26 protein-coding genes are annotated in these 21,481 nt (G+C 40.7%); 1 reads left to right on the forward strand and 25 read right to left on the reverse strand.

Annotation, left to right across the window (positions count from 1 at the left end; all coding sequences use genetic code 11):
- Positions 1-79 precede the first annotated feature (79 nt).
- On the forward strand, positions 80-259 hold the full coding sequence (locus HMPREF2613_RS08310) for a hypothetical protein (RefSeq protein ID WP_070480000.1): 180 nt from the start codon (positions 80-82) through the stop codon (positions 257-259).
- A 90-nt stretch (positions 260-349) separates the two neighbouring features.
- On the opposite strand, the gene HMPREF2613_RS08315 is transcribed toward HMPREF2613_RS08310, so the two are convergent.
- From HMPREF2613_RS08315 to HMPREF2613_RS08440, 25 genes are all read right to left on the reverse strand, one after another.
- A complete protein-coding gene (locus HMPREF2613_RS08315) occupies positions 350-1,315 on the reverse strand; it encodes an N-acetylmuramoyl-L-alanine amidase family protein (protein ID WP_070480001.1) in 966 nt (321 codons plus the stop codon).
- On the reverse strand, positions 1,315-1,734 hold the full coding sequence (locus HMPREF2613_RS08320) for a phage holin family protein (RefSeq protein ID WP_070480002.1): 420 nt from the start codon (positions 1,732-1,734) through the stop codon (positions 1,315-1,317). Before HMPREF2613_RS08320 ends, HMPREF2613_RS08315 begins: the two co-directional genes overlap by 1 nt.
- A gap of 9 nt (positions 1,735-1,743) precedes the next feature.
- The gene (locus HMPREF2613_RS08325) at positions 1,744-2,379 is read right to left on the reverse strand and encodes a hypothetical protein (protein ID WP_070480003.1); all 636 of its coding nucleotides are present in this window, start codon (positions 2,377-2,379) and stop codon (positions 1,744-1,746) included.
- Between the two features lie 2 nt (positions 2,380-2,381).
- Positions 2,382-2,582 (reverse strand): hypothetical protein, encoded by a 201-nt coding sequence (locus tag HMPREF2613_RS08330; protein WP_070480004.1) that lies wholly within the window; start codon positions 2,580-2,582, stop codon positions 2,382-2,384.
- Positions 2,563-6,837, reverse strand: a complete 4,275-nt coding sequence (locus HMPREF2613_RS11115; RefSeq protein ID WP_083279254.1) for a phage tail spike protein — start codon at positions 6,835-6,837, stop codon at positions 2,563-2,565. Before HMPREF2613_RS11115 ends, HMPREF2613_RS08330 begins: the two co-directional genes overlap by 20 nt.
- A complete protein-coding gene (locus tag HMPREF2613_RS08345; protein WP_070480005.1) occupies positions 6,834-7,529 on the reverse strand; it encodes a phage tail protein in 696 nt (231 codons plus the stop codon). Before HMPREF2613_RS08345 ends, HMPREF2613_RS11115 begins: the two co-directional genes overlap by 4 nt.
- Positions 7,529-10,558 (reverse strand): phage tail family protein, encoded by a 3,030-nt coding sequence (locus tag HMPREF2613_RS08350; RefSeq protein WP_070480006.1) that lies wholly within the window; start codon positions 10,556-10,558, stop codon positions 7,529-7,531. The genes HMPREF2613_RS08345 and HMPREF2613_RS08350 overlap by 1 nt, the downstream gene beginning before the upstream one ends.
- Positions 10,558-10,938 (reverse strand): DUF5361 domain-containing protein, encoded by a 381-nt coding sequence (locus HMPREF2613_RS08355; protein WP_070480007.1) that lies wholly within the window; start codon positions 10,936-10,938, stop codon positions 10,558-10,560. Before HMPREF2613_RS08355 ends, HMPREF2613_RS08350 begins: the two co-directional genes overlap by 1 nt.
- A 14-nt stretch (positions 10,939-10,952) precedes the next feature.
- Positions 10,953-11,264, reverse strand: a complete 312-nt coding sequence (locus tag HMPREF2613_RS08360; protein ID WP_070480008.1) for a hypothetical protein — start codon at positions 11,262-11,264, stop codon at positions 10,953-10,955.
- A gap of 2 nt (positions 11,265-11,266) precedes the next feature.
- A complete protein-coding gene (locus tag HMPREF2613_RS08365) occupies positions 11,267-11,818 on the reverse strand; it encodes a phage tail tube protein (RefSeq protein WP_070480009.1) in 552 nt (183 codons plus the stop codon).
- A gap of 13 nt (positions 11,819-11,831) precedes the next feature.
- Positions 11,832-12,167 carry a hypothetical protein gene (locus HMPREF2613_RS08370; protein WP_061418860.1) on the reverse strand — a complete coding sequence of 112 codons (336 nt, stop codon included), beginning with the start codon at positions 12,165-12,167 and terminating at the stop codon, positions 11,832-11,834.
- Complete coding sequence (locus HMPREF2613_RS08375) at positions 12,168-12,404, reverse strand: hypothetical protein (RefSeq protein ID WP_070480010.1); 237 nt, start codon at positions 12,402-12,404, stop codon at positions 12,168-12,170.
- The gene (locus HMPREF2613_RS08380) at positions 12,397-12,735 is read right to left on the reverse strand and encodes a hypothetical protein (protein ID WP_070480011.1); all 339 of its coding nucleotides are present in this window, start codon (positions 12,733-12,735) and stop codon (positions 12,397-12,399) included. Before HMPREF2613_RS08380 ends, HMPREF2613_RS08375 begins: the two co-directional genes overlap by 8 nt.
- Positions 12,722-13,117, reverse strand: a complete 396-nt coding sequence (locus tag HMPREF2613_RS08385; protein WP_070480012.1) for a phage Gp19/Gp15/Gp42 family protein — start codon at positions 13,115-13,117, stop codon at positions 12,722-12,724. The genes HMPREF2613_RS08380 and HMPREF2613_RS08385 overlap by 14 nt, the downstream gene beginning before the upstream one ends.
- Before the next feature lie 5 nt (positions 13,118-13,122).
- Positions 13,123-13,332, reverse strand: a complete 210-nt coding sequence (locus HMPREF2613_RS08390) for a hypothetical protein (protein ID WP_070480013.1) — start codon at positions 13,330-13,332, stop codon at positions 13,123-13,125.
- A gap of 20 nt (positions 13,333-13,352) precedes the next feature.
- Positions 13,353-14,249: a phage major capsid family protein gene (locus tag HMPREF2613_RS08395; protein WP_070480014.1), complete on the reverse strand. Its 897-nt coding sequence runs from the start codon at positions 14,247-14,249 to the stop codon at positions 13,353-13,355.
- A gap of 2 nt (positions 14,250-14,251) precedes the next feature.
- A complete protein-coding gene (locus HMPREF2613_RS08400) occupies positions 14,252-14,716 on the reverse strand; it encodes a capsid assembly scaffolding protein Gp46 family protein (RefSeq protein WP_070480015.1) in 465 nt (154 codons plus the stop codon).
- Positions 14,717-14,797: 81 nt separating this feature from the next.
- Complete coding sequence (locus tag HMPREF2613_RS08405; protein ID WP_070480016.1) at positions 14,798-16,213, reverse strand: terminase; 1,416 nt, start codon at positions 16,211-16,213, stop codon at positions 14,798-14,800.
- Between the two features lie 63 nt (positions 16,214-16,276).
- Positions 16,277-16,528, reverse strand: coding sequence for a DUF6275 family protein (locus HMPREF2613_RS08410; RefSeq protein ID WP_070480017.1), 252 nt, complete (start codon positions 16,526-16,528; stop codon positions 16,277-16,279).
- A 149-nt stretch (positions 16,529-16,677) separates the two neighbouring features.
- A complete protein-coding gene (locus tag HMPREF2613_RS08415) occupies positions 16,678-16,926 on the reverse strand; it encodes a DUF7675 family protein (RefSeq protein ID WP_070480018.1) in 249 nt (82 codons plus the stop codon).
- Complete coding sequence (locus HMPREF2613_RS08420; protein ID WP_070480019.1) at positions 16,916-18,307, reverse strand: hypothetical protein; 1,392 nt, start codon at positions 18,305-18,307, stop codon at positions 16,916-16,918. The genes HMPREF2613_RS08415 and HMPREF2613_RS08420 overlap by 11 nt, the downstream gene beginning before the upstream one ends.
- Positions 18,297-19,565 carry a phage portal protein gene (locus tag HMPREF2613_RS08425; protein WP_070480020.1) on the reverse strand — a complete coding sequence of 423 codons (1,269 nt, stop codon included), beginning with the start codon at positions 19,563-19,565 and terminating at the stop codon, positions 18,297-18,299. The genes HMPREF2613_RS08420 and HMPREF2613_RS08425 overlap by 11 nt, the downstream gene beginning before the upstream one ends.
- Positions 19,566-19,767: 202 nt before the next feature.
- A complete protein-coding gene (locus tag HMPREF2613_RS08430; RefSeq protein WP_070480021.1) occupies positions 19,768-20,112 on the reverse strand; it encodes an HNH endonuclease in 345 nt (114 codons plus the stop codon).
- Between the two features lie 212 nt (positions 20,113-20,324).
- Positions 20,325-20,891, reverse strand: coding sequence for a site-specific integrase (locus HMPREF2613_RS08435; protein ID WP_070480022.1), 567 nt, complete (start codon positions 20,889-20,891; stop codon positions 20,325-20,327).
- A 134-nt stretch (positions 20,892-21,025) separates the two neighbouring features.
- Positions 21,026-21,451, reverse strand: a complete 426-nt coding sequence (locus HMPREF2613_RS08440; RefSeq protein WP_070480023.1) for an ArpU family phage packaging/lysis transcriptional regulator — start codon at positions 21,449-21,451, stop codon at positions 21,026-21,028.
- Between the last annotated feature and the right edge of the window lie 30 nt (positions 21,452-21,481).

A 21,481-nucleotide genomic window follows, 5' to 3' on the forward strand; every position in this document is an offset into this window, starting at 1 on the left:
GCAATGGTTAGTGCAATAGCTATTTTTATAATTGTGATCAATGTATATATCTATCTAAAAAATAAAAAGGACAAATAATATGAGAAAAGTTATTCAAGAATTACTTAACAGTTCTATTTCTACATCTGCTATTTCACAAGGTGCTGGTGTGCCATGGACTACCGTTTCTGACCTCAGAAAAGGAAAAACGAGCATGGACAAAATGGCACTTCTAACGGCAGAAAAGCTTTATAAATTTGCTACAGCTGATAAGCAGTGATTTCGGTCACTGCTTTTATTTTTGCAAACAAAAAAACCGCAAGCTTGAGCCTGCGGTTGGTGTAATCTAATTTGAAAGTCCTTTCTGTTTTTATTTTTCTTCTTTTGGTTTATCAACTACTGTGATAAGACCATCTGGTTCGGTTTTGAATTCAGGATCCGTGTGTAGTTCACCGTTCGCCTTCAAATAGTACCAGCCATCGCCCGATTTGATGAATTGTTTAGATAGCATATAACCATCTTTCTCTTCCATAAAATACCAGGTTTCACGATATTTCACCCATCCAGTGGCCATACGCCCGTCTGATTTGAAGAAATACCATCGATGGTTAAGGAACATCCATCCTGTGACCATTGCCCCACGTTTGTCAAGATAGAACCAATCCTTCCCATCGTTGAACCAACGATTGATTAAGCAATAACCACGATCATCAAAGTAGAACCATTCGTTGTTGATTTTCTTCCAGCGTTTGGTTGGATAAGAACCATCTGACTCTTCCCACCACCATCCTGTGCCGTTGCGTTTCCAGCCAGCTTCAGATAGGCCACCTTCGATATCCTTTTTAAACTGCTCACGGCTGATGCCCCACTTGGCCAAATAAGGATAAGGGTCAACGTGGTCGCTCATATTTCGTGGCTGGTTGTATGTGCAATACTGATGTGTCTTGATTCCTGCAAGGCTATCAGAGTCAAGAGTTTTAGGAATTCCTGCTTCATCAGCAAGGCTGCGCAAAAGCTCAACATAGAGCTTGTAATCGCGCATGAATTCTTCTTTGGTTGCATGGCTCTCAATCAATTCTACTTGTCCGTAGCCTTCAACGTTCCAGCCACCACCAACATCCCATGCTCCACGATCAGTGTACCAGGTTTGCATCACACGGCCGTTACCAACGACGTGTGAGAAGAAACCAGAATCAGCTGGTCTACGCATGTGATAATCTGCTTCATTTTGAGCAGTGGATCGTGAATTTCCAGTCGAGTGAGCATGAATTTGACGGTAAGGTTGCTCTCCGACTTGTGGCAAATCAGTTCTTAGTCTACTTGTATCAATATCCATTATTGTTCTCCTTCGTTCTTGTCGTTTTTGTCACCAGATAAACGCTCAAATGCCTTGATAATAGGCTGAAAAATTGTCACATTACCTTTTAACTTACGATAATTTTCGATGAGTGATTGGAAAGTAAAAAGTAAATATCCGAGATAGATTGAATACAAGAATGCGAAGCCTGTTTTCTCAGGTAGCAAGACAGACATAGGAATCAATACCATCAACAAGAGGACCCCTAGAATCTTTCGAATCAGGCCGTTAATGCCAATCTTACTCTTGTATTCAATTTCTGGATTTGCAATTGCTGCAAACGTACCCGATGCAAAATCTACGATCTCTAGGATCACGATTAAGCCTAGCGCATACAATACCAAACCATCTTCTGTTTGGATCAAACTTCTAAAAAAGTTAAACAATTCAAATTTCATCTATTTCTCCTACTCTTTGCCTTCAAATTTCCAAGCGACACCAGTTCCGTTTTGTTCCAAAGTACCATTTGTCACAAATGCGCTGACAGGCTCGCCGTTGTATGTGAATTCCTTGTTAAGCTGCACAAGGATGCGTTTGCCTTCACCGTTGACCTCTACGTGTTCAGGGTTTTCAATGGTAATCAGGTCATGTGGTAGGTAAGTCTTACCTACTTCAGCCAGAGGAATCAGCTCAACCAGCTCTTTATAAGTCGTGCCATACTCGATATTCTTGCTCATGACAGAGTTCAAGACAAGAACATGAATGACCTTCTGATTCACCTTCGAATTCTCTTCAGTCTGTTTGACAAGCGCAGAAAGTCGGTCCTGTTCGCTCTTATTGTGTGCAATCTGTTGCTCAGCTTGTTCAAGCTTATTCTGCGCTTGCACAATCGCAGAGCTTGGGTCCAATTCGGATTTGAGAACATCCAGCACCGCTTGAATCAAAACGTCTTCTGGCTCGTTTGTACGGTCACCAGGAAATGACCGTGAGTTAGTGCTGTAGCGGTTGCCTTCTGATAGTTGAATTTCTACAACGGTCTCAACGTTTGAGCCAGAAATTCTTAAGTACGGTTTTGTTGATAGGTTATATCCATTAATTGCCATATCTATTCTCCTTCTGCTGGTTTAGTTTGTTCATCAAGCAGAGCTTTCAGCTCATCCACTCGTGCTTGAAGTCTTTGATTTTCAGCCAATTGTTCTTCCAGCTGAATGCTCAAGAGATTATTTGCAACCATTGTACCGTTTGATGTATCGGATAAGTCGTTGATTGTCATCCGAAGTGCGCGGTTAAGCTGTTCTGTATTCATTTTCTAAGTTCTCCAATCTGTGTGTAAGTTTTTGATTTTCAAGAGCAAGCTCCTGAATTGCTTTAAGTGCGATGTTGGTCAATCTGAGATTATCCAGGTTCAGCGTGTCGCCGTTCTCGTAGACGAGTGTAGGGTCTACCTCTTGAACCTCTTGAGCGATCAATCCAATCTTCGTATGTGCTTGTTGTGGTCTGTCCTCTTGCTTCTTCCAATCGTATTCCTTGAACTGGAATTGCTGGATATAATCAAGAGCTTTGTGCTTACATTCAACAATATTTTCCTTCAGACGTCTATCTGAGAAGTGTTGATTGACAACTGACCACAAGCTATATGCTGTACTATTGTAACTATAGTAGATGTCATTACCTGAACCACCGAAGCTCAAAGATACATTGTCTGAGTTCCAGAGTCCAATAGTACCTGTTGTTTTACCGTTGACACTTCCTTTCCCTGTCTTGAGCCAGCCGATTCCCTTAGCATTGATGTAACCCTGTACAGTCATAAGGAACTCATCTGTATCTGTTGCAGTATTTCCAATTGTAAAATCTGAATCCCTGTAGAGAAAAAGCCCGTAAGGGACATTCTCACCACGACCGTAAGAACCAATGAACTGGACACCTAACCCATCTTTGGAATTAATTGTTCGTGGTACATTAATCTGTAAACCACCGTCAAGAGCATCAAAAGAACCATAAGAGCCTAGTTGGATTTTAGTGTGACCTGTCAATGTTCCACCAAAGATATTCGCACCTCTAATGGTTCCACCATAAATCCTATCACCGCTTAAAATACCTGAACGAACCTGGCTTGCATCAATCGCAACACTCTGCACACGGTTGATAAAGGCTTGCTTGGCAAATAGCTGACTCAAGTAAGCTTCATTTGCGACCAGCTTATTAAAGAAAGCCTGGTCTACCTTCAATTTTTCAGCTGTGACCGCTTCAGCATCCAAAACTACAGTAGTCACCGAACCAGCTTCAAAGTTGCCCGTTTTCAGCTTGTCAACCATAGCCGACTTGATAACAGCTTTATCAATCAGGGTCTCGCCAGTTATATGAGTCAACTTACCAACGAAGCGGTTATGTCCATTGGCGCCAAGATTAATTCCTGAAATCAAATCACCTGCACTGTTGATGTTCTGAACTGCCCACGAACCAGCTAGTTGACTTTGAACCGAGCGAATCGCTTCGTCGGTGTCTTCGGGAGCTTCTGAGAATGGAGTGGATACTGTTCCGATTTCAACTTTTGGAAATGCAATCCAAACGGTTGCAGCGGTTAAGATGTGTAAAATCAACTCGCTTGTAGCATTTGAATTTTCGTTTCTTATGAACTCAATATCATAGAATTTCCAATCTGTGCTTATTGGAACTGATTGAAGACTTCCTCTATATCCAGGTCGAGCTTGAAAATTCGTATTATTGACAGTCGATTTTGCCCAAAAACTAAATCTTACTGATTTATTTTTTAGTTCATCATCTCGGCCAGTGCGTGAATTTCCACCAATTGCGAATGTGATTTTTTGATTATCGATTTTCCCATTGAAGGTTGATACAATCTTTAACGTATTCACTCCTCTAAATTGATTTTCAGAATCAATACTTACAGCTAACTGGCCTTTTGTCTGAGAAGCATCATCAAACAACTTGTACGTTGAATACTTGTCTCTTAAATCACGTTTGAATAGTGAATTTAAGAATAGATTTCGGCCACTTGCTGATGCTTTTGACACCTCGACTTGAAATAACTGACTCGTAAGAGCCATGCGAGCGATATTGTCTACGATACTATTATTAGTATTCCCCAGAATCCGTTCATAGAGCTGGCTAGTTTCTCTGACTCGCTGAAAGTCCGTCTGATTAGCCTTGCCAGAAATCAATGAAGTGATATCTACGAATCGTCCGTCAACTGCATTTTTGTAGGTTGCAATCTGAGTGGCGATTAAGCCATTCTGTGGGTTGGTAATAGCTTCAAACTTGCGTTCAAGACCTCTCACGTCCTCTTGATGAGTAGCCTTACCAACATAACCCATCGTAACCAGCTCACGAACTGCATTAGCTTGACGAGCGCTCTCTTCTCGAGTGTATCTTCTCAATACTTCTTGTCGCTGACCGTCTTTGTTTACATATTCCTGAATAGCTAATAAGTCGGCCTGCAAGCCCTGAGCCGTCCGCTCGAAGGTGGCCTTAGCTTCAGTGATAAGACCGTCAGTGTCTTCAGGCGCAGGACTCCAGTCAGTCGCTAACGTTCCCGATTCAATTTTCGGAGCGCATATTTCGATAATTCCTGCACCAGATTGTCCAAATTGAATCAAATTTTCAATTGCATCAGCAGTAAATGTAAATGAATATTTCTGCCAATTTGTATGAGAGATAGATTTCTGAAATTTGTGGTTCAAATCTGTATCATTTGCCCACGAACGAAATAACAAGTTCACGTTTGCATGTGAACTATCGCTCGCAACCCTTGCATAACAAGAAATCGTGTACTTTTCGCCAACCAGCAATCTAACAAATTGAGTTAAATCTTTATTTCCACCATTCGTATTTTCAATAATACGAATCATGTTTTTTATCATATTTTGTGGAGGATCTAAAACTTCTACGCTAACTGCTCTTCCATTTCCTCCACTAGAACTCATCCAGTAGCCTTTTGAACGATCGCCAATCAACAAACTCGCTGTATTACGCAAGAGATTAACTCCTCCGACCCTCATCTTTGCAAATGTCTGAGTCAATCCGTCAATATCTTGCTTAACCTCTGATTTCGTCGCAAATCCATTCATCTGGCCAGTCATTCGACTAAGAGCCTCAGTGGTCGTTCTGCGATGCTCAGACGCTTGATTGACCTCGCTTGTAACTGTTCGTTTCAGAGCGTCCAAGTCACCTGATAGAGCCGTCTGAGCGTTCGCAGCCTGCGACTTAAATGCTTCAAGTTTAGCAATCGAATCCAACCCAATGCGCTTGGCTTCCTGTGCAAGCAGGGTACTTGCGCCAGCACTTCTCAATGCTTCTTCAGCCCTGCGTTTGGCTTCTTGTAGAGGGCCATTGTTAAAACTATTTAAGCGCTGGTCAATCGTGTCAGAGAGTTGGCGCTTGACTTCTTCTGCTCTTGCTCTGGCAGCATTGAAACCGTCTGTGAATTGGTTGACCAAATCCTCTTTTTTTCGGTCAAAAGCGAGGTCGGCATTCTTGATTTCCCTCGCTAGTTGTGTAGCGAATTGCCCTTGCAAGTGCTGAGTTTCGTTTTTAACCGCATCACTAACAGCATTAGAAACAATACTAGACAAACCTGACTTAAATTGTCCAAATCCAATAGATAGTAGCTTTTTAGCCATTGGGGAGTAAGTATACTTCGTGATTTTCTTACGAAGGTCCATCTTGAATCGATCATGAAATAGACTGACAATATCAAAAATTTGAACCGGAACATCACTCTTTCCCTCGACTTGAATTTCTAAGCTGTCTTCCAGCATGTCGCACAATGTTGTTCTGAAATACTGCTCACCGTATTTACGAAGTCCAGCTTCATCTTTTACTTCCTGGTCATTAACCTCAATCACATCTTCATATATTTGACTGTATTTGTTAATAAGAGGACTATCCACAACTACAGAAAACTTGCGATCAGGTGCCTTTTCTCCCTCGCCTTTGACGGTAGTCTTGAAGGTGATTCGAGTCTTCAAAGACTTAGTTGATGTCTTTTGTTGATAGCTAGACAGGTTCTTTTTGTACATAAATAGCGATTCATTTTCTGAACCGCCATTTTTCAAAAGTCGAACCTGGTAACCATGACGTACAAGATCGCCACCCCACTGACCAAGGATAGAGTGCTTATCTTTTGTAAAAGCGACCATCGCATTGACACTATCAGTATTGAATGTGTGACGTTCGTCGATGTCCGAAAAGAACGAGAATGGATTATCACGAGTGATACTTCCAGTAAAGCGACTCAAAGCAGTTGAACCAGTCGCTCTATCCAAAGAAATCGGATTGATGACATAGTTGTTTAACAGTGTAAAGGATTGATTCGCATAGACTTGAATATAGCCGTGTTTCTTTTGAACCTCAAAAATGACAAAATCCTGTTCGCCATGAAGATCATCGGCTTTTAGAAAAGTTTCTGCCTTCAACTTCTCCCACAAAGCATCTGAGGTCGGAAAGCGAAAAGTCAGTTGATAGGTACTATTTGCTTCTTGAGCAATCTTATCTGCATAAGCAGCATTTAGAGGAGTATTCCCATTTGTTAAGTAAATCAAATTTTGTACCTCCAGTTAGGTCGAACAATCAATCTAAGAACATTTCCAGTAAATGTAATACCACTTCTGCCAGTTGGGATTTCAAAGAACCCACCGCGCTTTCTGAGCGTGTTCTGGACCGCTCCAGTAGCATTGTAGATATTTTGCTTGCCTTGCCTACAATCAATTGTAGCTTTCGTTTTTACATTGAGATACATTGTTTCTCGGCCGATAGTAATCGAAACATCTCCATCTCCCTGAACTTCAATGATGGGCTCAGAGTAAATTGTTCCTGGATTGTTAATTGTTCCTGGTCCATTATAAGATTCAGGATTAACCGTTTTTTGATATCGAAAAGGCTGCATGTTTAGCTTGATTTTCAATTGCCATGCATGATTACCAAAAGGTTTGTAGCTAGCAGTTAAAAAATGAGCATAAAAAATAGATTCAGGATGATAGCTAAATTCCAACTCATTGTCATTCGATTGAAATTTATCCAGGATAATCGAGATATCAATCATCTTTGTAACGTGAATTGTAAATGTTCTATCGTAACTATCAAAAGAACCATCTAATACTCGATAACTCCCATTCACACCATGAAGTTCGGCCACCTCTCCTTTCGGTTTGGCAGCCTCAACTTCTCCAAAGTCTGTTACAATACAACCTGGAAGGGTCGATGTATTAAAGCCATTAATGATCATATAATCCATTAGATTCCCTCCCTTGCTAAAATTGAACCATGTTGTTCATAAGTATTTAATGAGATTTTCTCATTGTCTAGATAGATGTCTGACGATTTTTCAAGAATAGCGGTAAGGATAGTTTCCAAACTTGACCTCATAATCGCTATCTCAGACACTGTTTTACTCTCTTGTACTTCAAGCTGAGCTGAAGGCATGGCCAAACGAGCCTCGAGATTTTTCGTGACAGAGGCAGTTGAGTTTAGATCCAGGTTATCCCCTGAAAACACATCAGAGATTTCTCCAGCCATACCACCGACCGTTTTTTTGACGTATTTAAATCCATCTTTTAGTCCATGGTCTAAACTTCCCATAATTGCATTACCTGCTGGAATCAAAAGCTTACGGTCGTAGTCAATAGGACCTTTATGGTCTCGAATCCAATTTGCGATTCCACCAACAAAATTAGTAACTCCTTCCCAAGCAGATTTCAAACCACCTAAGAACCCATTAAGAATGGCCTTACCAGCTTCCCAAAGGTTAATATTTTTAATTCCATTAAAGATATTAGTAATTTTGGTTACCAGATCACTAACAGCCTGTTTCATGTTATTCCATGCAGTCTGAGCACCGCTAACAAGCCCATTGATAAAACCAAGTACAAGTGATTTTAGTCCAGCCCATGCTGCGCTCGCTGTTGATTTAATATTTTCCCAAAGACCGGATAAGAAACTTACGAAATTATTCCATAAGTTTTGAGCACCTTGAATCAATCCAGTAATTAGATTCGATACTGTAGATTTTATCCATTCCCAGGCCATAGATGCAGCCGCTTTGATAAATTCCCAAATCGCACTAAGAACAGAAGAAAAATTTTCAAAAACAGCAATACCATAACCAACAATAGCATCTACAATACCAGAAAAGAATGTTTTGATACCTTCCCATATCAGAGAAATGCCATTTTGAATACCTTCCCAAATCAGAGAAAGATCTGCTCCTAATTGATCAAAGTTTCCTGTCACCAGGTCAATGATAATCAAAATAGCACCCAAGAAAATTGATTTGATAAATTCCCAGGCACCTTCAAAGATCATTTTAATTCCTTCCCAAACTTGAGTAAGACCATCTGAAATGTTGTTCCAGATATTCATGAATCCATCAATAAATGGTTGAACAACCGTCATGACTGCTGAAGTAATCGCTGTCCAAGCAGTAGATGCAGCCTCTTTGATTAATTCCCATAAGTCAGAAAAGAATGTTACAACAGCATTCCACATCGCCTTTAACGACTCAACGTAAGCATTCCAGGTTGTAACCACTCCATCCCACAAAGTGCTAGCACCTTCAGAGATACCAGACCAAAGACCGACAAAGAAATCAGCAATTCCCTGCCAAGCCTGTTTAATCCAGTCTACAAAAGAGGACCAAATTTGCTGACCAGTTTCTGTTTGCGTGAAGAACCAGACTAATCCAGCAACAAGAGCAGAAATAGCCGTGACAACAATTCCAATCCAGCCACCTGAAACGCTCAGGACTGCATTAAAAATCTTAAACGCTCCACTTGCCCCCATGGTGGCAGCCGCATTCGCTGCTTCCGCAGTAGTAAGTGCTCCGGTTCTTACGAACTGAGCCAACATAAGACCATTCGTGATGGACAAGGTTGCATTTCTGATTGCTTCTATTCCTTTTATTACACTCATTACTGCTTTGTATCCAGCCCAGGCACTTGTAATTCCAACAACTGCCGATTTTAGAATATTTAAAGCAATGGGGCTATCTTTCAGCCATTTAGTAAATTTACTAAGATATTCTGAAGCTTTTCGAACAAATTTTGTAACGGATTCAAATGCTGTCCCCAGAAGATTTACTCCCTGCTCTCCATCCTTAATCCCTAAAAGATCACTGACAAAATCACCAACTATCGACAATACATCGCCAACTGCTGAACCAATGTTTTCAAAAGTAACTCGGATATTGTCCGCAATATTGATAATTTGGTTCGCCGCATCCTCACTAAATCCAAGTGCATCTAATATATCGAAATTTGCCTCTTTATCCATAGACCCAAAAATCATGTCAAAAAAGGTCTCAAAGATTCCTGTTACACGAGATAGTTGATCAAATACTGCGCTTCCAAAGGCATCCCCAAAAAGCTGAGAAGCAATCTGACTAATCCCTTCAGTCAAAACCAAACCAAGGCCAGAAAAAATGTTCCCAACCATTGGTAAAAAATTATCAAAGAGAAAGGTAGATGTTGTTTTAAGCAAAGCATGGAGAGAAGGTAGGATATTCTCCCCCAGCGCTAGCTTACCAAGAACATTCTGAGCGGCTGCTTTCATGGATTCAAACGAGCCACTGAAAGTGGATGCTGCCTCTTTAGCTGTTGTCCCAGTAATATCCAGATTCTCTTGGATAGCATGAATGGCATTATAAACATCTGAAAGGTTGTTAATGTCGTACTTAACACCCGTCAACTTCTGAGCGTCATTCAAAAGACGCTCCATTTCCTGCTTGGTACCACCGTAACCAAGTTTCAGGTTGTCCAGCATCGTATAGTTCTGTTTTGCAAACCCTTGATATGCCATCTGAATGCTCTCCATAGATGTACCCATCTTGTTCGCATTATCTGACATATCAATCATGGCCATGTTGGCTGTTTCAGCAGCTTTGTTTGTATCGCCTCCCAAAGACTGCAAAAGACTCGCTGAGAAGCCTGTCACATTCTCCATGTAAGCATTAGCTGACAGACCTGTTGTCTTGTAGGCTTCATTAGCATATCCCTTGACCTTGTCAGCAGAACCTTTGAAAAGAGTTTCGATACCTCCAAGAGATTGCTGAAGCGCTGCTCCTTCACTGATAGCTGCCGAAAATGCCTTGCCAATCCCTGCCGCTGCAATGACTTTCGTCATAACGCCAACAAGACTAGAACCTAATGACTGTCCAGCACTTTGTCCTGCTGCACTAGCTTCAGGATCGAGGATTGATTGGATTTTACCAGTAATGCCTCTGGCTGATGGTATCAATTGTACATAAGCCTGTGCTATTTCTGTCGCCACTAATCCTCACCTCCTATTTTTTCTAAAATTTTCTGACGATATTCTTCAAAGTCCTCACCAGAATCAAAGATCATCTCCTTACTTTCTTTAGCTTTAGTTTTTCCTGTCAGCTCCTCTGCAACCATTAACGGTTTGTTGATTCCTTTCTGACCATCTGTTGTTTTAAACCAAACAAGAGCAGAAAGCCTATCAAGTACTCCAGCAAGCAAAAAGGTTTCAAAAGGAACTTTGCTATTGGTCATTGCTAGCTTGATACGTGAATCATCTCTTAGACCAAAAGCAAAGACAGCCACCTGGTCAGCAGGTAACTGTCTGTAATCAAAAATCCCATATGTCTCAGCTAAATCACAAATAAGAGCATCTTCATCTGTTTGAATCATTCTAGCAAGGAGCGCTATTTTTTTAACTGATTCTGACTTGAGAAGATCTCACTAATTTCTGCTCCCATTTTGTCCAAGGGAACAATTCCATCTGCAGTTCGCACATGATTTTTCAAATCCTCGGATTTCTCACCGAGCATAAGTTTCACCACTTGGGGTAAAACTGCCGGATTTGTATCTACTTCAGCGATGGCTTCGAGCAACTCATAGTTTTCCAAGCGCTCTTTTGTGATTTCAAAAGGAAATCCGGTCGAAGTTACCCCACGGATTGTTTTAATCTGTGGCGCAGCTCCTTTATTTTTCTTTTTGCGATTTTGTTTTGACATGATTAAGCTCCTTTGATGTATTCATAGTGTGTGTCGTCAGCAGCATTAGGAAAGGCAGTGACTGTCGTACCATATCCAAGAACACTTCCATCGTTATAAGTGATTTCATCGATAGCAGTTACTTTTCCTGAAGGGATAACAATGCGTTTAAGTACACCACCTTTTAGAATTGTTTCAATTACAAGGCAGTGATGTGGCAATTCTTTTGAATTTGCCTTAATGGTAATCCCTGTTGACAAATCCCCAGATACATTATCTGAACCATAAACTTCCTTCAAAACATCCACATTCAACGCCTCAATCAGCATATATTTGAACGTATCCACCTTCTCCTTTTGAACTGAACTAACAACGACACCACCCCAAGCTTTGATATTTTCAGATTCTGGAGAGTTGCTATTAGTCATACCATCTTCTGAAATATACCCCAACGATTTAAACGCAACATCTAGTTTTGTTATTGCATCTGTAGGCAACGGAGTCCCGATCGGAGCGGAAAAAACCGCACCGCCAATTTTAGGTTTTGCAGTCGTCACATTTGCTTCTGTAGCCATTTAATTTCTCCTTTTAAAAATAATTAATATCAAATACGGCTTGATATCGATATTGTTTTGTTTCAGTGTCCGTAAAATTGTAATCGCTGTTCAGGTGGACACCACAGATTGAATCTAATTCAATCAATCCCTTCACAGCACTTTTCACTTTCACGTTAAGCTCTGCAGCCTTTTGCATAGTTGGACCATAGCTTTGAAAAGCAAAGGTCGCACTACCAGAATGATTTCGCTCCTTACCACCAGTTTTTTGAATAATGACAAAGCTATCGGGAGCTTCAGCTTCATGCTCAAAAAATGACGGTACATCTAAATGACCGTCAAGATATTTCTTGATAATAATTTCAATCATCTAATGCACCGCCTTCAACAAAGTGTTATTTTTCAAATTATCTCTTTTTGCTTTTCGCGTAGCTGGATAAATCATAGCATTGGCCCTTGTCTTACCAACGTGGCTATCTTGTTCGTAACCAGGGCCACATCTTTTTTTAATGACTGTCGCTTCTTTGTTCAAGATGTCCTGAATCTCTTTGGATTTCAAAAGAGCTCCTACACCCGCACCGATAAGCTTGACTTTTGTATTACTCATAAGCTTCGACCATCACTTTCTTGTTCCAGTCCAAAGGCATCATGGCTTCAATGCCTTCCAAAGGAATGCCAATTGTGCGCCATTTTCGCCCAAAGAAACGAACCTCACGGTCTTCCCACTCGTTCTGATCGCCTTTCGGAATGCCCAGCGTATAAGCTGCCTTTTTCCCAGTCAAATTGAGCTGATTGGTGACATCTTCTGTCGAAGATGGAACAACCAGGACATTCTCTACTTGAATTTCAGTATTCTTATAGATAGGATGCCCAAAGTCATCCCGACCAGTCTTGGTTTTCCCAGTCAAAGTTACAGTAATTCCTTTAATCCGTCCCATAGATATCAATCACCCCATATCTTTGCTTTTTGAGGCCCAGACGTTTCAATTCTGAATCCTTGATAAAGAGACCACCTCCAGGTACTAGATAAGAACCACTCACTGAGTAGCCCAAGGCACTTTCAGCAAATTGAGTCATCGGCTCCTGCTCAGTTGAGGTCATCAAGGTACGAGCTACCACATCGACTGTAACCGATTTGACCACTACGGCAAAAGATGGATTAGTAGCCATTAACCCATCTAAATCCTTGCCAACTTTTTTAGCTTCAACGCGAAGAGAATGAGAAACAACTTCCAACAGCGCTTCGGCTCGTTTTTCCTCATCGAATTTCAACGCTCGCCACAATTTTTTCAAATCTTCGACTGTTGCAAAGTTTTCCATCTAACTCACCCTTCGTTTGCGATTAGTAAATCAAGCAAAACAGATTTATTTGCCTTGCTATCATACTCAACACCCAATTCATCAAGTTTCGCCTTGATTTCAGAAACTGTTAAAAGATACTCCTTTTTGAACTCTTCAATGGGAATCCAATCCCCAGCTAGCTCGCTATCTGTTGAAATACAAACACCTGTATTTTTATCACGATATGTTGCCATTTTCTACCTCCGTTAAAACATTAAGCTTTCACTCGAGCGAATGAGTCAGCATCAAGAATACCCCAACCGATGAACGCTTCAGCACGCAGCAAGATTTCATTGTAGGCCTTCAAGTCACGACCTGCACCGTCTGGGTCACCATATTCGATGATTTCCATTGGGATATTTTCAGCATAACCCCATTTGAAACGATTTTCAAAGTCACCAACAATAGCGTGGTTTGTTTGAGCAGTTCCACCTGTTACAGTCAAGTTTTTGTTTACGTCTGATTTCATTCCGTAGAACGAATCAGGATTTTGTCCAAATCGGAATTCTGGATATTGTACAACACCATTGACTTTCAACTTAGCAAGTGCTTGCCCACCAACAGGTGAAAGGGCCAATCCTGTGACTTCTCCGCCCTTAGCTACAATTTGTTGAACAGCTGCATCAATGTTATCGTCAAATTTATCTTCTGCATAATTTACGATATTTCCAGTGATCAAACCATCAAATGAGTTAGTGTCACGGAAAGTTGCATCAGTAAGACCTTTAGGCTCCAAACCATGGATAGCAGCGATGTCGAAAGCATCTGCGATTTTCTTAGCGAAACCATCTGCAAATTGTGAAAGGTACTCAAGTTGTTTTTCTTCCGATGCGTATTTAAACTCATCTGTAATACGAGCTTGATAGACGAATTTTAGAGGTTTAATCACCTTTGTGTCAACAACTGCTTTACCAGCACCTTTTTGTTGACCCTCACCAACAATTTGAGCGTTTCCTTCAAGGTTAAAGATGAATTGCTCAACCCCGTTAAACGGAATAGGGCTCTGTGATGAAAGTTTTGCAAGGACCGAACGTCCTTGTACTTTTGAAATTAGTTCTTTGACTAATTCTGGTTGAAAAAGTGTTCCTTGTTTCAATGAATTATCTGCCATTTTTATTCTCCTGTATTATTTAATTCTCGAAGCATTGACTTCATTTGCATTGTTTTGTTATCGCCAACTTGAGGCTCTGTCTCTCTGACAGGCGCAACTGGTTGAGCTCTTTTCATGTATCCAGCCAAGCGCTCTGCATCTGCTTTCAAGCTTTCTTCATCAGTCCCCTGCAAACGGCCTGCAAGGTCGTAAGGCAGTCCATGTTGCAAAGCGATCCGAGTTCGCAGACTCGCTGTCTCATAACCAGCAATTTGCTTCTGCAGTTCTTCAAGTTGCTTGTCAGCATCTGCCTTACTTTGATTGTTGGCTTCAATCGTTGACTTCAAGCCAACATTTTCTGTTTCCAACTCTTCAACACGAGATTTGAGCTGGTCATAGTCGCTATACTTCGCTTTCTCACGAGATAAACGCTCCTTAATAGCAACATCAAATTCTTCTTGTGTAGTAATTGGTTTAAAATCTGACATTCTCATGTCTCCTTTCTCCTGCTTTCCCGGCAGTTCGGTAATTTTTGGGCATCAAAAAAAGCAGTCACAAGACCGCTTATTTTAATAACTGATTTTTTGCTTTTTCTTAGGCTTAGTCGTGGCACAAGCCCAGTGCGCAAGCAAAGCGCTATCCATCAAAGAAATATCCATATCGTCAAAGTGCGATCGATAACCAAAGCCACCATTTGAACCAATATTCCGCTTATCGCAGTTAGTGGCTACTTTAGACAATGATGGTTGACCAGCGTGGCAGATGGTCTTCTGGTAAATACCCTGTTCCCAAAGAGCGTTGGCCACGATGATTTCCTTCACCGTTGGTAGAATCACGTTCTTGATTCTGTAGTCCTTCAACTCTTCGTCCAGGATCTTTTGCCCACTTGCGCCATCGATGACAATTTGAGCCACGTCGGCTTGACGCAAAAAGGCAACCATCCACTCATTCCCATTACGAACGGATTGACAATCGACTGTTTCGATAAAGTAACGGCCATCCTTGGTCCGTGCAGCAATGCTCAATGCCACATTCGTTCCGTCTTGACCATACTTTATACCAACAGACAACTTGCCAGACAATTCTGGTACATCATCCACCTTGAGCTCATTCCACTCAGTTTCAGAAATAGCAGATTTCTGGTTGTAAGTCGGCCAGAATCCCAAACGTTGGATATTATGGTCCAGCTTATCCTCACCAAGCTCTGCTTCAATCTTACGCTCATTTAAGTGGTAGCCCATGGATGGATTGGAATTATACCAAGCTTCCACATCGTCAATTTCCTTTTCATCAGAAACTGACCACTCAGCCCAGCCTGAATACTTCCCTTTCCCAAAAAGACAAGTCTCACGGTATTTAGTGAAAACCGTTCCGCTTGATACAGGAGTTGGAGGTGTACCACACATAATTGTGATAGGATTTTCACTATCCGTAACCGTGTACTTCAAAGCAGATTCTTGCTCGGTCGTGTACTCTTGAGCCTCGTCAATGATTAGCATATCAAAACCTTCACCAAGACCACCATTTGATGTCCTAGTACGGAATTGGATAACACCACCTGTTGAATAAAGTTCAATACGCTCCTGCCCCTTCGCTCGAATCGAATTGAAATCCTCACCATCAACATACCCCATCTTTTCAAGGTATCGCTTGACCTTTTCAAAAGAGGCATGAGATGTAGAAATTCTGTGGGCAGTATGTAGGATATTTAATCCTTCATGTAGCCCCCAAATTTCACCAATATATAGGATTTCAGATTTACCATTACGACGAGGGATAGAATAACCAAACTTCTGATGCACCCATAGGCCGTTTTTATCTACTGCCATTAAAGGCAATAGCAGGTTTTTCTGCCAAGCATAGCAAGAAAGCCCTGTCCGCTCGTAAAGTTCAATCGCTTCTTTAGCTTTTGAATTTTTCTTGACGTATTTTAAAATCACCGATTGAGTAGGATTCTGATTGCCAAGTTTCTTCTTCCTCGCCATTCTAATTTCCTTTCAATCGTCATCGCATGATAACCCTATCGCTGGGAGATATCAGATCACCTCCTAATCTTTAATAGCTCGGTTTGAAACTTTAGTGTATACATCTACGTAAGTTTCTTTCTTGTCTCCGTTATGCGTGATTTCTGCATAATCACCACATTTTTCACCAGACTTGATTTGATTAGTACTAACAAGAGCCTTCCAATTTTGCAAAGTTTTGCTAAACCAAACTACAAAGCAGTCTTCTTCTTTGATTTCACGACCTGCTAAGCGTGAAAATTCTTGCGATGCCAATTGTTTTGCCTTTTTTAACATTTTTTATTCCTTTCTTAACATAAAGAAAACCGTATGGAAAGCCAAACGGTTTATAGTGATTTATAGCAGTTTATAGCAATAGAATTATAAATACCTCACACAGAACCTCCTTTCAATTTTTCAAAAAGAAAAGCACCCTTTCGAGTGCTTCAAATTTCTTCTTTTCGGTCCGAAAAGAAATCAGCCCAAAATGGATTCTCTTTATCAAAGATTTCAATCTCTTCTGAGCTCATATTATGAGGATAATCTTCAAAAAGGTTATAAAACTTCTTCTTATCAAATGTAACTAACATCAACCCTCTAGCAAACCAGGCTGTATCAACCCACCAAACTATATCACCATCATTTTCTTTATAGCAATATTCAGACCAATTAACTTCTTCATAATCATCTTTCACGACCCTCAGCCCCCTTCATTTGTTTAGAATCTGCAGTATTGATAAAACTCAATATCTTGTGAAATTCAGGGTTATCTTTCAATGAGTTCACATCAATAAGATAGCTATTTGCATCATATCTTCTCCCAGCTACACTGTGAGACTTCTGACCTTTGAATCTCTCTTTCAGAACAATGTTGTTAAACGGCTTAAAACCATTTAACGTTCTTGATTGAAGTTCCAAGTACTCGAAACGACCTTCGTTTTTCCTTATGATTGCTGCATGTCTACCTGTTGCTAAGTAGTACTCATTCCCACTTTCTACTTTCTCCAACAATTCTTTTACTGCAGTAAAATCATTTGTATGTTTAGCAACATGCATTTCAACTCCTGGAAGGCTCCCAATCATTTTAATTCTACTATCTCGAGAAAAGAAATCACAACTCTTTCCTCCTCTAAAATCTAAGACAGTATAGCCACCTTTGTTCCCAATATAAGCAAATGCTGCTGACGAACAAGACCCTCTTGTCTTGTCGCCACCACTTACAGCTTCGATTATTTGTTCCTCAGTCAATTTTTTACGGCTTTTTTTGATAGGATTTGAAGAAATTCCGTTCTGTAGTGCTAGCTTTCTCACTTCGCTCATTTGAGAATTGTTATTTATATCCTTCCTTGCTTCAATTTTATCACTTTCATCTTTTTTTCGCCAAATTTTCTTCCAAACATCCTGAACTTTTCCGTTTTTAGGATCATAGTCTACAATACAACGACAATGCTGATGTCTTCTATAAACGTCCTTCGGAACTCTTGGATATTTATAATTCCCTTGAACTTCCTGACACCACTCACAACAATGAAAATACGATTTTCGGACAATCTCAGGTTGCAATCCAGACTGATGATGAAACTCCGCATTTTTCTGGATACTATCATCAATAATAGACTGGGTAAAGTTCACAATAGGTTCACCTAGCAACCAACTGACATCCTCAAAATTTTCCTCAGACGAAAAGCGATTGACAATGCCAGCTATTCGATCCAGGTTTAATTCAGGAACTTGAACTTTCAGCCCGATTTTCGCTTTATCGTTCAAATTCTTCTGAACATCGCTAGCATAACCACTTACAAGCTCGTAATTTCGTCCTAGCACGTCCGTCAGCAAACGTTGAGCAATATTGTAATACATTTTACCGTCTGGTAATTTATCGGCGCTCAGAGAAGTACCTAGAACTTTAGAGAGAATATCGCCAATTTCAATCGCAAACTCATTTGCAGTTTTGTAAGTGGCTTTTTTTGCCTTCAACGCAGCAAAAGCATTTCTGACGATCTCACTCTTACCGAAATCTCTCTCAAACCTCTCCTGAACCTCTTGCAAGATGCCAGGTAAAACATCATTCTCCATCTGAACCACCCTCGCTTACCACTGGTTTAGCTGACATGTCTCCAGCGATACCAGTAAGGTCTCGGATTGTCTCCGCATTGATGTAACCAGGTAATGCCTGATTTAGTTTGACAACACCATCACCAATCATAGTCATGGTATTCGCATCCGCTTCAAATAATGGTTCCCATTTGACTGTGGTTCTTACAAATTGTCTTCTCGCATAATGAAACTCATCACGCAAGCAAGCTGCAACATAAGCGACATTTAGCAATCCAGCACCTAGTGAGCGCTGAGCCTTTCGACCAGCCAGGCGCAAGTTCTCATGACTAGCCTTGATAGCTTCTACTGACGAAGGGTTATCCGAAACAAAACCAAGGTCATCTAAGGTCAAGCCCATCTCCCCAGCAAATCCAGCTGCTGCTGTTCTCAGTTGCTCTGTAAAAGGCGACATGCTAGCGGTAGTAAACTGTCCAACGCTTGGCTTCTCGCCTTTATCACTAGAAGAAATCGTCAGTAAGCTTGATACAGTAGCCTTCCATTTCTCCATAGGTTCCGCATCAGGATCAAGCCCAAGAATGTATTTCTGTGGCCACGAATAGAACTCTGCTGTAATGTCAGCTCGCTCTAAAGTTCGCTTAGCGTATTTCTGATAATACATTCCTGCCCTGGTAATACGAGACCGACCAAAAGGACGGACCGCATCAGGACGGTGAATGACCGGAACCAGCAAAGGAATACCCGTTTCATTCGTAACCGAGTAAGGCTCCCCATCTTTCGGAATAAAATGAGTAGCATTAGGCTCAAAGTAGGCTTCAAGCGTTGGTCTATTGTAATCACCACGAGCCAACACCGCATAACCTTCCACAAGTAGCCCAGTGATTGGATCAATTACACCAGTCGCATTACTTGATTCAATAACTTGTAGTCTAACTTCATCATCTTCACCCTTGGAAATATACACGAAGCTACACGAACCAATCAGCGCAGATAAAATAGCGCTGTCAAAGAAGATATCAGGATTGTTGCGATTGAAGATTTCCATAACATTAAAATCATCATTGGCAAACTCTCTGAAAATCAAACGATCCGCAAGACTATCTACACCCTTTGCAGCCCAACCAAGGACAGCTTGGTACTTCACCCTGATATGTGCAGGAATTGTGATTCCTGTAGGTGCTTCATAATGCTGCATCGCATAATGCTTGTATCTCAGATTGACTCTGCTCTGATAGAGATTCAACTTCCTCCTAAGATACTCAATCCCTCTTAATTCCAAACCGTTCTCCTTTCATTGTGATGATTTGGCGCGAGAAAAAATGTACAGTGACGGCGTGAAGCTCGCGAGCGCCTAGTGGGAGGGGGATACCCCCCTATACTCAGCTAGGATCTACTTCACACATATCTGTTATTTTTTCGAGTTTTAAATATTTTTTTTATTTTCTTTTTTACAAAAAAATTTTAATTCTTTCATTAAGACTTCAAGCTCTATACCTAGTCCAGTCTCTGGACTGCGGCAAGTTCCTGTTACCCACAACAGTAGCATTGGCTGATCTATCATCAGCGTAAAGCTTGTCAGACTTTTGTCTGTTGCATTGCCAGTGAGCAAGCTGTAAGTTACGAATATCTGACGGATGACCATTGCGATTGATTGGAATAACATGGTCAATGACCGGAGATAGAGGATGTGGGTACTTCAATGATTTATCAACGGGGAGTCCACAAATCCCACAAGTATTTTTTGTTTTGAGAATAATATTTTTATTCTTTTCAAAAGCAACTCTGTGAGGACCGCTCCGATCCGGTCTGTCCTTGGGGGTATTCATCTAAGGAGGGGCCTTTCTTTTTAGTAGGTAGGGGCTAAAATTTTATGATGTAGGGGGAGTTTTTCTAGTCTCTGACACCCTCGTATATTTAACATATCTTATATTCTGTTAAATAAAATTAAACAACTTTAAAGTCAAGAGTATCAAGGCTTTCACTATGTTTTTCTAAAAACTAATTTACATTTTCTCATTATGTAAAATAGATGGGTCATTTAGTAGTCAAATGATAGTATACTTTCATCCAATTCGTCCTGACTATAACCGATATAACCGAGCGTGATATCTGGTGTAGAGTGGTTAAAAATCTTTTGCAGAATAGCTACATTACCATTCTTTTTATAGTGATGATAACCAAAAGTCTTCCTCATTGAATGAGTACCTATGTGGTTCAATCCGACATACTCAGCTGCATCCTGTAGTATTTGATATACTGCTACTCTTCCGATATGAGTGATACGAACACCATCTGTTCGTTTTTTCTTTTTACTTGGGAATAGATAATCGTACTCTGCTAATTGATTATCTTTTATGTATCTATTTATTTCTTTTCTTAAAGGGGGACTGATTGGAAAATACCTTATCTTCCCAGTCTTCTTCTCTCTTAGTTCAATCCTGTCTGCAATCACTTGCTTAACTTGAAGAGGTACTATGTCGCTCACTCTTAGACCAGAGTAGATTCCAAACATAAACAAAACATAGTTTCTGTCACTTTTGTTTTTCAAGTAATCTTTGATTCGTTCGATATTATCTAGATCACGAATAGGTTCTACTTTTTTCATGATATCACCTCCAAACTCAAAGAAAAAGACAGGGTGTGCCTGCCTTTACAAGTATTTCATAATATAATTTTAGCACATAAAATCATACACTCACTCCGGACTTACTCCGAATTTACTCCAAAAAAACTCCAAGTTTACTCCAAAATCTCAATCTGTTCTCCATTGCGATAAAGTTCTGCAAATGCCATCAAAGACTTATCCAAGATGTCGTAATATGAACTTTCTGAAAGAGATAGGTCCGTTGCGATTGTTTCATCCTTCTTGCAACTCCACTGAAGATACTTTTCAAAAAGTATTCTACGATAGAGTGGATCATGTAATCCGCTGACTGCCTGCTCAATCGCATCCAGCTCCATCTCTGCGTCTACTTTTCTGATAGCCAGCTTCTCAACCTGACTGGTCGTGTCACTTCCAGGATTTCGAGGCATGAAAGAGTATGTAGTCGTCACCTTTTGACCATTTTTGTCATTTGCCACACGACGCCAGCGGGGATAACCTTTCAAAATTTTCTTGGCATTCTCTTTCGTTTTTATTTCATTTATATCAGGAAAGAAGGGCATCGCTCACCTCGTTTCTATATATTTTCATTT

Origin of the sequence: Streptococcus sp. HMSC070B10, assembly GCF_001808665.1 — a bacterium.
Taxonomy (GTDB): Bacteria; Bacillota; Bacilli; order Lactobacillales; family Streptococcaceae; genus Streptococcus.